The following is a 13,134-nucleotide window of genomic DNA, read 5'->3' as shown; positions in this document are numbered from 1 at the left end:
ACAAAAATACTAGTTTGCATAAGTTTGTGGCTGTGCTGGAATAACCTTGTACACGCGCGATTCCATGTACAAGTTTTCGGAGGCAGCCATGCACGATCCATCCGCCCAGCGTAAGCCCCGCATTGCCATCAGCTCATGCCTGACAGGCCACAGTGTGCGCTACAACGGCGGGCACAAATCGTCCGATCTGTGCCGTACCCAGCTGGAAGAACATTTCGATTGGCGGCCGGTCTGCCCAGAAGTCGCTATCGGCCTGGGCGTGCCCCGCGACCCGATCCGCCTGGTCGGTGACCCCGAACACCCCGTCGTGGTCGGGACACGCAACCCTGGCGAGGACTTCACTGGCCCACTCGCCAGCTACGGCGAACAGATGGCCGATGAGCTGGCTGATATCTGTGGCTACATTTTCATGCAGAAGTCGCCGTCCTGCGGGCTGGAACGGGTCAAGGTCTACCAGGATAACGGTCACCCGGCAGTACAGGGCGGCAGGGGCGCCTATGCAGCGGCCTTCTGCGCCCGTCGCCCGGACCTGCCGGTGGAGGAAGAGGGCCGCCTGCACGACCCGGTATTGCGCGAAAACTTCATCAGCCGCGTCTACGCCTATGCGGACTGGCAGCATCTGCTGGCCGAGGGTTTGAGCCGTGGCGCACTGGTGCGCTTCCATTCGCGCTACAAGTACCTGCTCATGGCCAACAACCCGCAGGCTTACCGGCAGCTTGGGCGCCTGCTTGGCAGCATGAGCCGGGACGACGACCCTGAGGTCATCGGGCCCCGCTATTTCAGCCAGTTGATGCAGGCGCTGCGTCGCTGCGCCAGCCGCGGCACCCATGGCAACGTTCTGCAGCACCTCAGTGGCTATTTCAAAGACGCATTGACGCAGCAGGACAAGGCCGAGCTGAAACACATCATCGACCAGTACCAGCAAGGGGTCGTGCCGCTGGTGGTGCCGCTGACCTTGCTCAAACACCATTTGCGCAAGCACCCAGACCCGTACCTGCTGCAGCAGGCCTACCTGCAGCCACACCCCGACAGCCTGGGGCTACGTAATGCAGTCTGAAACGCCCATGCCCATCGGTGAACTGGCCCGCCGCACCGGCGTGAACCCAGTCACCCTGCGCGCCTGGGAGCGGCGCTATGGCCTGCTGAAGCCACAACGGACCGCCAAAGGCCACCGCTTGTATGGGCGCGATCAGGTCGAACGAGTCCAAGCGATCCTGGCGTGGCTGGAACGGGGCGCATCGGTCGGCCAGGTGCGTGAGTTGCTCGACAAACCACCCGGCGCTGCCCCGCAAGGCGACTGGCAAACTCGCCAGCAACAGTTGATCGAGGCCATCGCCAACCTGTCCCAGCGCAGCCTCGACCAGCAGCTGAACCAAGCCATGGCGCTGTACCCTGCAGTCACCCTGTGCGAGAAATTGCTACTGCCGTTGCTCGATAGCCTGGCGCAGCGTTGGTGCAATTACTTCAATGCCAGGCTTGAGCAGGTGTTCTTCCACACGTGGCTGCGCAGCAAGTTGGGGGCGCGGGTCTACCACGACAATCAATCACTGCACGGCCCGGCCGTGCTGCTGGCCCAAGACAGCGAGCACGCCTTCGACCCCAGCTTTTGGCTTTCTGCCTGGTTGCTGAGCAGCAGTGGCATCCCCGTCGAAGTGCTGGAATACCCCGTGAGCGGGGTGGAGTTGCAGCGCGCCGTCACCGCTCTGCAACCTCGCGCCCTGCTGCTGCACCTGGGCCCGCGCATCGAAGGCAGGGCCCTGCTGCGCACCCTGCAGGGCATAGCAGGCACGAAGCTGCTGGGCGGTGCCACGATTTCCCTCCATCAAGCTCAACTGCAAGCCTTCGGTCTGCCCGAGCTTTTCCTGTTCGATACCCCGCAGGCGGCATTGCGAACGCTGCAAGGCAATGACCGCCCGCCTGTAGAGTAGATACCCCATGCAATTGATCTGGCTGCGCAGCGACCTGCGCGTCAACGACAACACTGCCCTGAGCGCCGCCTGTGAACGCGGCCCTACCGTGGCCTTGTGGCTGGCCAGCCCAGGCCAATGGCAGGCGCACGACGACGCTGCCTGCAAGGTCGACTTCTGGCTGCGTAACCTGCGCGACCTGCGAAAGTCACTCGAGGGCCTCAATATCCCGCTGCTGGTCCGCAGGATCGACACCTGGGATCAGGCGGCGCAAACGCTGCTTGACGTATGCCGCCAGCACAAGATCGAAGCGGTGCACTGGAACGATGAGTACGGCATCAACGAGAACAGCCGCGACCAGGCGACCCGGGCGCTACTGGAAGCTTCCGGCGTTCAGGCCCACAGCTACCTCGACCAGCTGCTGTTCCGCCCCGGCACCGTGCTGACCCGCAGTGGGGATTACTTCCAGGTCTTCAGCCAGTTCAAGAAAGTTTGCCTGGAACACCTGCACCGAAGCCTGCCGTCGCAAGCGCCTCGGGTAAAAAGGCAGGCCCCGGTGGACGTCGCCAGCGACCCCATCCCACAACACATCGAAGGCTTCGACAAACCACCGCGTGCCCTGAGCGAACACTGGCCTGCTGGCGAGGACGAAGCGCACGCCCGGCTGTCACGCTTCGTGGATGAAACCATCGAGGATTACCATCACCTGCGCGACCTGCCGGCTAAACCGGGTACCAGCCAACTTTCGGCTTACCTGGCGGCCGGGGTGGTCTCACCCCGCCAGTGCCTGCACGCCGCACTGGCGAGCAACCGCGGCGAGTTCGACAGTGGTAGTACTGGCACCCAGACCTGGATCAACGAATTACTCTGGCGCGAGTTCTACAAACATATCCTGACCGGTTATCCACAGGTGTCACGGCACCGAGCATTCCGCACACACACTGAGGCATTGCCCTGGCGCGATGCCCCTGCCGACCTTGAGGCCTGGGAACAGGGACGCACCGGGTTCCCGATCATCGACGCGGCCATGCGCCAGTTGCTGCACACCGGATGGATGCACAATCGCCTGCGCATGATCGTCGCCATGTTCCTCAGCAAGAACTTGCTGATCGATTGGCGCAAGGGCGAACGGCATTTCATGCGCCACCTGATAGACGGTGATCTTGCCGCCAACAATGGTGGCTGGCAGTGGAGCGCCTCCACGGGCACGGACTCGGTACCTTATTTCCGTATCTTCAACCCCATTTCGCAGTCGCAACGGTTCGACCCACAAGGGCACTTCATTCGCCACTGGGTACCCGAGCTGCGCGGGCTGGATGAAAAAAGTATCCATCAGCCTACGCAAAATAAGGATCTTTTCGCCGATAATTCGTACCATCGTCCTATAGTTGACCTAAGTAGTAGTCGCCAGCGTGCACTGGAGGCCTTCAAGGGGTTGTCGCGTAGTTAGGGTGAGGGGTCCGTGTATTGAATCATCCGCGATTTTTCTGGGTTACGGGGGCCGGCAGCGGCCTGGGACTGGCTTTAGTGGAACAGCTGCTTGGGCAAGGGCACCGGGTAGCGGCAAGTGGCAAGGACTGCCAAGCGCTCGATAGCTTGGCAGCGCACCATGGCAGCCGTATCTTGCGCCTGCCCTGGCAGTTGCATGACGAAGACCAGGCAGCCGATGCCTGCCTTCAGCTTTGTCATACCTGGGGCTCGCTGGACAGCCTGATCATCAATGCCGGGACCAGCGATTACCTGCCGGATACGGTATCGGCCACAGACGTGTTCGAGACGATCGTCAGCAGTAATCAGCTGGCGGCCGAGCACTGTATGGGCAAGGTATTACCGTTGCTGATCAAAGGCGACAAGCCGCAGGTAATGGCGATCTTCAACCGTTATTCAGCCCTGCAGTTGTACGCGCCCACGCAAGTCACAGCAGGCTGGAACAACACACCGCAGTGGTTTCGCGAGGCGCGCCAGTCGCTGAAAAATGAAGGTATTGACCTGACAGTGGTGGCGCCGCAATCGCTGAAGACGCCAGTCACGTCAGCGATGGCCTACCCAGAAGAGTGGACGCCACAGAGCGCGGCACAAGAGCTGCTGCGACGCTTGCCACTGCGCGAGCCGGAGCTCGTGCTGGAGGTCACGAACCCCAGCAGCTTGTGGCCGTTGTCACGCTAAGTGATGGGGGTTTGCCATCCCCTTCGCGGCCCCGCGAAGTGGATGGCAAGACAACTTCAAAGTGCCATGCGGTAATGCAGGCTGTAGCTCTCGACCCCATCATTGGGCTGTTTGATGCCGGCATTGGAATAGTGGATTGCCCGCACGCCAATCTCATGCCCACCTGCAAAACGCAGCCCGAAACCGATGCGGTCTTCGAACTGGAATGACGAGCCCAACTCGTTGCTTTCAAGTTCGGTGCTGGAAAATGCAGCCACACCGATCCCTGCTTCGATGTAGGGCTTCACCGACTCACCGGCGAACTCGTAGACGAATACAGGTGCGAAAGACAGGCTATGGTTGCTCGCCGTCTCGTCGCCGTCCCAATAGGTGTAAGCACCGTCCCAATAACCCGTCAGCCGACCGACGCTCGTCTGCCACCAGCTGGCATCCCAGTTTGACTGCAGACCCAGGCGGTAAACTTGCGTGGAGTCCCCCGTCTGCCCCACCGATAACGAAACATCGGCAGCTTGCACTGCCGCGACTTGTCCCAAAGTAATGGCGGCAGCCGCCGCCAAGCCGAGCAGTTTCCTCATGAGAAACATCCTTCTTTCCAATGCTGTTGTAAGTGTTTGCCTCATGGCAGGCAAAACATAGAAATCAGGAGTGGGACGATAGTTCAGCTGTTTTCACGTTTTTTTTACAACTCGAACTTTTTCACACTACCCGACGTATTCCACAGCACAGGAAGGATGGTTTCCAATGACCGCGGCTCGGCGCTGGTCCAGAATGCCGCTTCGCGTGCCGGCCCTTCGGCCAGCAGCCCGCGCGCGGCGAGTAACCGTTGCAGTTGGCGCGCCACCGCCGCCCCGGTATCGATGATAGCGACGTCGGCGGGCACCATCCCGGCCAGCAATGGGCGCAGGAATGGGTAATGGGTACACCCGAGAATCAACGTATCGCACCCTGCCGCAAGCAAGGGCTGCAAGTACCCAAGCAACAGCTGGCGCAATTGCGGGCTACCCAGGTCACCCGTCTCGATCAGCTCGACCAGCCCAGGGCAAGGCTGGGTGACCACGCGTACGTCGCTGGCGAAGCGGTCGAGCAAGGCGGCGAACTTAGCGCTCTGCAAGGTGCCGGTAGTGGCCAGCACACCGACCACGCCAGAACGGGTGGCGGCAGCAGCAGGCTTCACGGCCGGCTCCATGCCTACCAGCGGCCAGTCGGGGTAAAGCTCACGCAGGTCGGCAACCGCTGCCACGGTTGCCGTGTTGCAGGCCAGGACCATCGCCTTGGCACCCTGCGCCTGGAAAAACTCGGCAATGCGCCGGCAACGCTGGCGGATGTAGTCGGGGGTTTTCTCGCCATACGGCACATGCCCGCAATCGGCCACATAGAGCAGCGACTCGCTGGGCAGCAAGCGCTGGATCTCAGCCAGCACGGACAAACCGCCGACCCCGGAGTCCATCACGCCAACCGCTGCCGAGCGCTCAGCCATCGCGTTTGCCACACACCGCACAAGCCGGGTCGCGCTTGACCCGCAACTCACGCAGGCGCGTGCCCATGGCGTCGATCAGCAGCAAGCGGCCCACCAGCGGCTCGCCAAAACACGCCAGCAGTTTCATGGCTTCCAGCGCCTGCAGGCTGCCGACCAGCCCCACCAGCGGGCCGATCACGCCGGCTTCGCTGCAGGTCAGCTCGTCTTCGCTGCCATGGCCATACAGGCAATGGTAGCAAGGGCTGTAATCGCGCCGAGGGTCGAACACCGACAGCTGCCCTTCGAGGCGGATGGCTGCCCCACTGACCAGCGGCTTACCGTGGGCGAAGCACGCTGCATTGACGGCCTCACGGGTACCGAAGTTGTCGGAACAGTCCAGCACCAGGTCGACGGCTGCTACCGCAGCAGCCAGGGAATCTTCGTCCAGCGCCTGACGGTGGGCGACCAAGGTGATTTCAGGGTTGATGGCCGCAAGCCGCTGCAGCGCCGAGTCCACCTTGCTCATGCCAACGCTGCCACTGTCATGGATGACCTGACGCTGCAGGTTGGTCAGGTCGACGGTATCGAAGTCCGCCAGGTGCAGCTCACCCACACCCGCGGCAGCCAAGTAGAGCGCCACCGGTGAGCCCAGACCACCCAAGCCGATGATCAGCGCCTTGCTTTGCTTGAGGCGCAACTGGCCTTCGATGTCCACCTGTGCCAGCAGGATCTGCCGGCTGTAACGCAACAATTCCTGATCGGTCAGCATGGCAGGCGCCCCAGGGAAATACGTTCGTGACCGCCCAGGTCCTTGCGGCTGGCCACCTCGATGAAACCTTGCCCGGCCAGCAGCGCGCGCACCGCCTGTGCCTGGTCGTAACCGTGTTCCAGCAGCAGCCAGCCACCGGGCAGCAGATGCGCCGGTGCCTGGCCAACGATCAGCCGCAGGTCGTCCAGGCCATCGTCCCCGGCCACCAGTGCACTGCTGGGCTCGAAGCGCACATCACCGGCAGCCAGGTGCGGGTCTTGGGCAGCGATGTACGGCGGGTTGCTGAGGATCAGGTCGAAACGCTCCCCGCTCAAGGCACTGAACCAGTGGCTGGCGAGCACCTTCACGTTACCCAGGCCCAAGCGTTGACGATTACGCTCAGCCAGTGCTACCGCTTCCTCGACCCGGTCCAGTGCCGTGACCTGCCAGGCCGGGCGCTCGCTGGCCAAGGCCAGCGCTATCGCGCCAGTGCCGGTGCCCAGGTCGAGCACCTTGGCGGGCGTTGCAGGCTGCAGCTCAAGCGCCGTCTCGACCAGAAGCTCGGTATCAGGGCGCGGAATCAACGTGTGTGGTGCCACTTCCAGGTCGAGTTTCCAGAAGCCCTGTTGGCCCAGAATGTAGGCAACGGGCTCGCCACCCCGGCGACGCTCGAGGTAGCCCGCGTAGGTCTGCGCATCCTCGCTGCTGACGATGCGCTCAGGCCATGTATGCAGGTAGCTGCGAGACTTGCCGATGGCCGCTGCCAGCAGCAGTTCGGCGTCCAGGCGTGCGGTGGGCGAATCCGGCAATTGCGCAGTGCGCAGCAGGCTGGCGATGATGGTCATCAATCCCCCAGTGCCGCCAGCTGATCAGCCTGGTATTCAGCCAGCAACGGTTCGATCACCGCGTCCACGCCCCCGGCAAGGATATCGTCGAGGGAATACAAGGTCAGGTTGATACGGTGATCGGTCACCCGCCCCTGTGGATAATTGTAGGTACGGATACGCTCTGAGCGGTCGCCCGAACCGACCAGCAGTTTACGTTCACTGGCGATGGCGTTCTGCGCCGCGCTGGTCTGCATGTCATTGAGCTTGGCCGACAGCCAGGACATGGCTCGGGCGCGGTTCTTGTGCTGCGAACGCTCCTCCTGGCACTCCACCACGATGCCAGTAGGCAAGTGGGTGATGCGAATGGCCGAGTCTGTTTTGTTGACGTGCTGGCCACCGGCGCCGGATGCGCGGTAGGTGTCCACGCGCAAATCGGCCGGGTTGATCTCGATAGCCACTTGTTCATCCGGCTCGGGCAGCACCGCGACAGTACACGCCGAGGTGTGGATACGGCCTTGCGATTCGGTTTCAGGCACGCGCTGCACGCGGTGCGCGCCAGACTCGAACTTGAGCTTGCCGTAAACGCTGTCGCCTTCGACGCGGGCGATGATCTCTTTATAGCCGCCGTGCTCGCCTTCGTTCTCGGAGAGAATTTCAAGGCGCCAGCCGCGCCGTTCGGCATAGCGCGAATACATGCGGAACAGATCGCCCGAGAAGATGGCCGCCTCGTCGCCACCGGTGCCTGCGCGAATTTCGAGGAACACGTTGCGCCCGTCATTGGGGTCTTTAGGCAACAGCATGCGTTGCAGCTGCGACTCCAGCCCCAGCAGTTGCTCCTTGGCTTCGCGTACTTCTTCCACAGCCATTTCGCGCATATCGGGGTCGGCGTCCTTGAGCAGCGCCTGGGCACCTTCGAGGTCGTCCTGCACCTTGCGCCACTCTTTATAGGCGCCGATCACCGGCTCCACTTCGGCGTATTCGCGAGAATAGGCGCGAAAGCGCGCCTGGTCGGAAATGACTTCGGCATCACCCAGCAAGGCGGTGAGTTCCTCGAAGCGGTCCTGGAGCGTGTCCAGTTTGTTCAGCAGCGACGCTTTCATTGCAAGGATTTGTCCGTCGAGCCCTCGTTGAGGGCAAAGAGTTCCTGGGCCATGGCCAGCGCATCGAGGCGGCCCTCGGCCGAGAGCTTTTTCAACTGCACGCTGGGCGCATGCAGGAGTTTGTTGGTCAGCCCCCGGGCCAGTTGCGCCAGTACCTCCTCGGGGTTGCCACCGTTGGCCAGCAGACGCTGGGCCTTTTGCAGTTCTTCGTCGCGCAGGCGCTCGCTTTGCTGGCGATAGGCGCGCAACACATCGACCGCAGCCAGTTCGCGCAGACGCACCATGAAGTCTTCGGCGCCCACCGAGACCAGCTCTTCGGCCGCCTGGGCCGCGCCCTGGCGGCTTTTGAGGTTTTCCGCGACCACTTCGTGCAGGTCATCGACGGTATACAGGTACACGTCGTCGAGCTCACCCACCTCCGGCTCGATGTCGCGCGGCACGGCGATGTCGACCATGAAGATCGGCTTGTGCCGGCGCTGCTTCAGCGCGCTTTCCACCGCGCCCTTGCCCAGGATGGGCAGTTGGCTGGCGGTCGAGCTGATGACGATGTCGCTGTGCGCCAGCTCTTGTGGGATATCGGCCAGCAACACGGCGTGAGCCCCGAACTGCTCGGCCAGCAGGCTGGCCCGCTCCAGTGTACGGTTGGCCACGACGATACGGCGCACGCCCTGCTCATGCAGGTGGCGAGCAACCAGGGTGATGGTTTCACCGGCGCCGATCAGCAGCGCCTGGCTGCGCCCCAGGTCACTGAAGATCTGCCGCGCCAGGCTGACCGCAGCGAACGCCACCGACACCGGGTTCTCGCCGATCGCGGTGTCGGTACGCACCTGTTTGGCTGCGCTGAAGGTGGCCTGGAACAGGCGCCCGAGGAGCGGGCCCACGGTGCCAGCCTCGCGCGCCACGGCATAGGCCGACTTCATCTGGCCCAGGATCTGCGGTTCGCCAAGTACCAGCGAGTCGAGGCCCGAGGCAACCCGCATCATGTGCCGGACGGCATCATGCTCTTCATGGATGTAGGCACTGGCGCGCAGCTCATCCAGGCTAAGGCGGTGATAATCGGCCAGCCACTGCAGGACCGCCTCGGCGGACAACTGATCCTGTTCTATATAGAGCTCGCTGCGGTTGCAGGTCGACAGGATCGCCGCTTCACGGCTGGCGGTCAGCCGACAAAGCTGCTGCAGGGCGTCGACCAGCTGCTCTGGGGTAAACGCCACGCGCTCGCGTACGTCTACCGAGGCAGTCTTATGGTTGATACCAAGTGCAAGAAAGGCCATGCAAGGTCGCTGGTTGTGACGAGAAGCCGATAATTGTCCTCTTTCGCAGGTTTTAGAACAACCACCGTTCGCTATTGTCGTGAGGGTGAGGCGCGCAGGCCGCGAAACCTTGCCAACCCCTCGCCAGGGGCCATTGCCCCTGGGTCCCGAAACCCATGTCAAAAAAAGGGCCAGGGAGCGGGAAACATGCCCTTTATCGCCTATAAAAATTGACGATATCCAGGCTCAAGCCCTTGGCCAACACTTGAAAGCAGTCAGACTGGCGCGTTGCCGAGCCGGCGGCGACAAGCCACAGGGCAGTGAACATCCCACCTACCCCGCTGTCCCACCTAATCACCAGCAACGCTGTAAAGCACGACCTTCGCAGGTGGGTTTGCCCCCGCGCTTGTGTCATCATGCTCCGACCGCCGGTAAGTCCTTCTAAGCCTCTTCATATGAACAGACCCTACGCACTGCTGCTTGCCTTCGCCCTGCTCCAGGGCTGCCAGAGCCTGGCCCCACACAAGGCCGAGCCTCCCGTTGCCGAAGCCGGCAAGGCAGAGGCCGACAAGCCCGTGGTGTATGGGTCGTTCAAGCAGGACACGCTCTATAGCCTGCTGGTGGCCGAACTCGCCGGCCAGCGCAACCGGTTCGATATCGCCCTGGCCAACTACACCGACCAGGCCGAGAAAACCCAGGACCCGGGCGTGTCCGAGCGCGCCTACCGCATCGCCGAGTACCTCGGCGCCGACGAGCCGGCCTTGGACAGCGCACTGATCTGGGCCCGCAACGACCCACAAAACCTCGACGCCCAGCGCGCCGCTGCCATCCAGCTGGCGCGGGCAGGCCGCTATGACGACTCCATGACCTATATGGAGAAGGTGCTGCAAGGCCAGGGCGACACGCACTTCGATTTCCTCGCCCTGTCGGCCGCCGAAACCGACCAGAGCACCCGCGACGGCCTGATGCAGAGTTTCGACCGCCTGCTGGTCAAGTACCCCGACAACAACCAGCTGGTGTTCGGCAAGGCCCTGCTGCTGAATCAGGATGGCAAGGCTGAAGAAGCCCTCGAGCTGCTTGAGTCGCACCCGGCGCAAAATGGCGAGATCGCTTCGACCCTGCTGCGCGCCCGCCTGCTCCAGGCCCTGGACCGCGGCCCGGAAGCGCTGCCACTGCTGCGCGGGGCGATTCGCGATAACCCAGACGACAAGCGCCTGCGGCTGACCTATGCGCGCACCCTGGTCGAACAGGACCGCATCGCCGATGCCAAGGCCGAGTTCATCAGCCTGGTCCAGCAATACCCCGATGATGACGAGCTGCGTTACTCGCTGGCGCTGGTATGCCTGGAGAACAAGGACTGGGATGAGGCCGAGAGCTACCTGCGCGAGCTGATCGAGCGTGACAGCAACGTCGACGCCGCCCACCTGAACCTGGGCCGTATTGCCGAAGAACGCCACGACCCCGCCGGAGCCCTGAGCGAATACGCGCTGGTCGGCCCGGGCCCGGATTACCTGCCGGCACAATTGCGCCAGGCCGATATCCTGATCGCCAACGGCCGTGGCACCGAGGCGTCCCGCCAACTGGCCCAGGCCCGCGAGGCGCAGCCGGAGCTCGCCATCCAGCTTTACCTGATCGAGTCGGAAAGCTACAGCAACAACAACAAGGACGCCCAGGCCAACCAGGTGCTGCAACAGGCCATCCAGCGCTACCCGGACGACCTCAACCTGCTTTACACCCGCGCCATGCTCGCCGAAAAGCGTGACGACCTGCCGCAGATGGAAAAAGACCTGCGCGCCATCATCGCTCGCGAACCAGAAAACGCCATGGCGCTGAACGCCCTGGGTTATACCTTGGCCGACCGCACAACCCGTTACACTGAAGCCAAGGCCCTGATCGACAAGGCCTATGAGCTATCCCCGGACGACCCGGCAATCCTCGACAGCAAGGGCTGGGTCGCCTACCGCCTGGGTGACCTCGAGGAGGCCGAGCGTTACCTGCGCCAGGCCCTGGAGCGCTTCCCCGACCATGAAGTGGCTGCTCACCTGGGCGAGGTTCTGTGGGCCAACGGCAAGCGCCGTGAAGCTCGCCAGGTCTGGGCCAAGGCCTTCGAGGCCCAGCCCGACAGCCCCATCCTGCGCAAGACCGTCTTGCGCCTGACCGGATCCGAGACCCTTTAACGCCATGTTTTTGCGCCATTGCATCACCTTCACCCTGATCGCCCTGCTGGCTGGCTGTGCCGGCTTCGGTAGCCGCGAGGCCCTTCAAGGCCACGGCGACCCACAGCAGTGGCGCACCCATAAAGCGCAATTGAGCAGCCTCGATGGCTGGCAGATCAACGGCAAGGTCGGCATACGCGCGCCGCGCGACTCCGGCAGTGGCACGCTGTTCTGGTTGCAGCGCCAGGACTATTACGACATCCGTCTGGCCGGCCCGCTGGGCCGAGGCGCAGCACGCCTGACCGGCCGCCCCGGCGGTGTGGTACTGGAAGTGGCCAACCAAGGCCGCTACGAAGCCGCCAGCCCCGAAGCGTTGCTGGAAGAACAGCTGGGCTGGCAGTTGCCGGTGTCGCACCTGGTCTGGTGGGTGCGCGGCCTGCCCGCCCCCGACAGCAAGAGCAAGCTGACCCTCGATGGCGACAGCCGCTTGGCCAGCCTGGACCAGGACGGCTGGCAGGTGCAGTACCTGAGCTACACCGAGCAGAACGGCTACTGGCTGCCCGAGCGCCTGAAACTGCACGGCAAGGACCTCGACGTGACCCTGGTGGTCAAGGACTGGCAGCCGCGCCAGCTGGGGCACTGACCGATGCACAGGCTCACCCTGCCCGCCCCGGCCAAGCTCAACCTGTGGCTGCACATCATCGGCCGCCGTCCGGACGGTTACCACGAACTGGAGACTGTCTTTCAGTTTCTCGAGCACGGCGACGAACTGACCTTCGCCCTGCGTGAAGACGGCGCGATCCGCCTGCACACCGAAATCGAAGCGGTGCCCCACGACTGCAACCTGATCGTGCGCGCCGCGCGCACGCTGCAGGAACAGTCCGGCACCGGGCTTGGCGCCGATATCTGGCTGACCAAGGTGCTGCCCATGGGCGGCGGTATCGGCGGCGGAAGCTCGGATGCCGCGACCACATTGCTGGCGCTGGCGCACCTGTGGCAACTGGATTGGGACGAAGATCGCCTGGCTGCCCTGGGCCTGACACTGGGCGCCGACGTCCCGGTGTTCGTGCGTGGCCATGCTGCATTCGCCCAAGGTGTGGGTGAGCAACTGACCCCGGTCGACCCGGCAGAACCCTGGTACGTCGTGCTGGTGCCGCAAGTGTCTGTCAGCACAGTAGAAATTTTTTCACATCCACAGTTGACACGTGATTCCCTCCCCCTTAAGATGCGCCCCGTTCCCGAGGGAAACAGTCGAAATGACTGCCAACCGGTGGTAGAGCAAAGTTACCCGGAAGTTCGCAACGCGTTGAATTTACTGGGTAAATTTACTGAAGCTCGATTAACCGGCACTGGAAGTTGCGTGTTTGGGGCCTTCCCAAGCAAAGCCGAAGCTGATAAAGTTCTGGCCCTTCTTTCAGCGACCCAAACAGGGTTTGTGGCGAAAGGAAGCAATGTTTCGATGTTGCATCGCAAGCTGCAAAGTCTGGTCAAGAAGTCGAGTGCATAGCGCTCGCAGCAACA

General features: G+C 62.8%; 13 protein-coding genes. 7 read left to right on the top strand and 6 right to left on the bottom strand.

What is annotated here, in order from left to right:
• Nucleotides 1-88 precede the first annotated feature (88 nt).
• Genes JNA92_RS20290 through JNA92_RS20275 form a run of 4 tightly spaced genes read left to right on the top strand, consistent with a single transcriptional unit; the run spans nt 89 to nt 4,073 of the window.
• Nucleotides 89-1,057, top strand: a complete 969-nt coding sequence (locus JNA92_RS20290) for a YbgA family protein (protein WP_241806328.1) — start codon at nt 89-91, stop codon at nt 1,055-1,057.
• Nucleotides 1,047-1,928, top strand: a complete 882-nt coding sequence (locus JNA92_RS20285; protein WP_241806327.1) for a MerR family transcriptional regulator — start codon at nt 1,047-1,049, stop codon at nt 1,926-1,928. Before JNA92_RS20290 ends, JNA92_RS20285 begins: the two co-directional genes overlap by 11 nt.
• Before the next feature lie 7 nt (nt 1,929-1,935).
• The gene (gene phrB, locus JNA92_RS20280; protein ID WP_241806326.1) at nt 1,936-3,357 is read left to right on the top strand and encodes a deoxyribodipyrimidine photo-lyase; all 1,422 of its coding nucleotides are present in this window, start codon (nt 1,936-1,938) and stop codon (nt 3,355-3,357) included.
• Nucleotides 3,358-3,374: 17 nt separating this feature from the next.
• Nucleotides 3,375-4,073: an SDR family oxidoreductase gene (locus JNA92_RS20275; protein WP_241806325.1), complete on the top strand. Its 699-nt coding sequence runs from the start codon at nt 3,375-3,377 to the stop codon at nt 4,071-4,073.
• Between the two features lie 56 nt (nt 4,074-4,129).
• On the opposite strand, the gene JNA92_RS20270 is transcribed toward JNA92_RS20275, so the two are convergent.
• The 6 genes from JNA92_RS20270 to hemA form a co-directional block, all read right to left on the bottom strand.
• A complete protein-coding gene (locus JNA92_RS20270; protein WP_241806324.1) occupies nt 4,130-4,648 on the bottom strand; it encodes an acyloxyacyl hydrolase in 519 nt (172 codons plus the stop codon).
• A gap of 104 nt (nt 4,649-4,752) precedes the next feature.
• Nucleotides 4,753-5,550 carry a glutamate racemase gene (gene murI, locus JNA92_RS20265; RefSeq protein ID WP_241806323.1) on the bottom strand — a complete coding sequence of 266 codons (798 nt, stop codon included), beginning with the start codon at nt 5,548-5,550 and terminating at the stop codon, nt 4,753-4,755.
• On the bottom strand, nt 5,543-6,298 hold the full coding sequence (locus JNA92_RS20260; RefSeq protein WP_241806322.1) for a molybdopterin-synthase adenylyltransferase MoeB: 756 nt from the start codon (nt 6,296-6,298) through the stop codon (nt 5,543-5,545). Before JNA92_RS20260 ends, murI begins: the two co-directional genes overlap by 8 nt.
• Nucleotides 6,292-7,122: a peptide chain release factor N(5)-glutamine methyltransferase gene (prmC, locus tag JNA92_RS20255; protein WP_241806321.1), complete on the bottom strand. Its 831-nt coding sequence runs from the start codon at nt 7,120-7,122 to the stop codon at nt 6,292-6,294. The genes JNA92_RS20260 and prmC overlap by 7 nt, the downstream gene beginning before the upstream one ends.
• Nucleotides 7,122-8,204: a peptide chain release factor 1 gene (gene prfA / locus JNA92_RS20250; protein ID WP_241806320.1), complete on the bottom strand. Its 1,083-nt coding sequence runs from the start codon at nt 8,202-8,204 to the stop codon at nt 7,122-7,124. The genes prmC and prfA overlap by 1 nt, the downstream gene beginning before the upstream one ends.
• Nucleotides 8,201-9,478 carry a glutamyl-tRNA reductase gene (gene hemA, locus JNA92_RS20245; RefSeq protein ID WP_241806319.1) on the bottom strand — a complete coding sequence of 426 codons (1,278 nt, stop codon included), beginning with the start codon at nt 9,476-9,478 and terminating at the stop codon, nt 8,201-8,203. Before hemA ends, prfA begins: the two co-directional genes overlap by 4 nt.
• A 434-nt stretch (nt 9,479-9,912) precedes the next feature.
• Between hemA and JNA92_RS20240 the strand changes: the two genes are divergently transcribed.
• The 3 genes from JNA92_RS20240 to ispE are packed head-to-tail and all read left to right on the top strand — an operon-like array spanning nt 9,913 to nt 13,120.
• Nucleotides 9,913-11,634, top strand: coding sequence for a tetratricopeptide repeat protein (locus tag JNA92_RS20240; RefSeq protein WP_241806318.1), 1,722 nt, complete (start codon nt 9,913-9,915; stop codon nt 11,632-11,634).
• Nucleotides 11,635-11,638: 4 nt separating this feature from the next.
• Nucleotides 11,639-12,256 (top strand): lipoprotein insertase outer membrane protein LolB, encoded by a 618-nt coding sequence (gene lolB / locus JNA92_RS20235; protein WP_241806317.1) that lies wholly within the window; start codon nt 11,639-11,641, stop codon nt 12,254-12,256.
• 3 nt (nt 12,257-12,259) lie between these two features.
• Nucleotides 12,260-13,120, top strand: coding sequence for a 4-(cytidine 5'-diphospho)-2-C-methyl-D-erythritol kinase (gene ispE / locus JNA92_RS20230; RefSeq protein WP_241806316.1), 861 nt, complete (start codon nt 12,260-12,262; stop codon nt 13,118-13,120).
• Nucleotides 13,121-13,134 lie beyond the last annotated feature (14 nt).

Source organism: Pseudomonas putida (genome assembly GCF_022627325.1).
GTDB classification, from domain to species: Bacteria; Pseudomonadota; Gammaproteobacteria; order Pseudomonadales; family Pseudomonadaceae; genus Aquipseudomonas; species Aquipseudomonas putida_X.
Note: the sequence above shows the minus strand (reverse complement) of the source record. Positions and strands in the feature narration are given on the sequence as shown.

Coding starts and splice junctions, on each gene's coding strand:
- prmC (WP_241806321.1), bottom strand. CDS start 7,122: ATGACCATCATCGCCAGCCTGCTGCGCACTGCGCAATTGCCGGATTCG.
- hemA (WP_241806319.1), bottom strand. CDS start 9,478: ATGGCCTTTCTTGCACTTGGTATCAACCATAAGACTGCCTCGGTAGAC.
- lolB (WP_241806317.1), top strand. CDS start 11,639: ATGTTTTTGCGCCATTGCATCACCTTCACCCTGATCGCCCTGCTGGCT.
- JNA92_RS20260 (WP_241806322.1), bottom strand. CDS start 6,298: ATGCTGACCGATCAGGAATTGTTGCGTTACAGCCGGCAGATCCTGCTG.
- JNA92_RS20285 (WP_241806327.1), top strand. CDS start 1,047: ATGCAGTCTGAAACGCCCATGCCCATCGGTGAACTGGCCCGCCGCACC.
- prfA (WP_241806320.1), bottom strand. CDS start 8,204: ATGAAAGCGTCGCTGCTGAACAAACTGGACACGCTCCAGGACCGCTTC.
- phrB (WP_241806326.1), top strand. CDS start 1,936: ATGCAATTGATCTGGCTGCGCAGCGACCTGCGCGTCAACGACAACACT.
- murI (WP_241806323.1), bottom strand. CDS start 5,550: ATGGCTGAGCGCTCGGCAGCGGTTGGCGTGATGGACTCCGGGGTCGGC.
- JNA92_RS20240 (WP_241806318.1), top strand. CDS start 9,913: ATGAACAGACCCTACGCACTGCTGCTTGCCTTCGCCCTGCTCCAGGGC.
- JNA92_RS20270 (WP_241806324.1), bottom strand. CDS start 4,648: ATGAGGAAACTGCTCGGCTTGGCGGCGGCTGCCGCCATTACTTTGGGA.
- ispE (WP_241806316.1), top strand. CDS start 12,260: ATGCACAGGCTCACCCTGCCCGCCCCGGCCAAGCTCAACCTGTGGCTG.
- JNA92_RS20290 (WP_241806328.1), top strand. CDS start 89: ATGCACGATCCATCCGCCCAGCGTAAGCCCCGCATTGCCATCAGCTCA.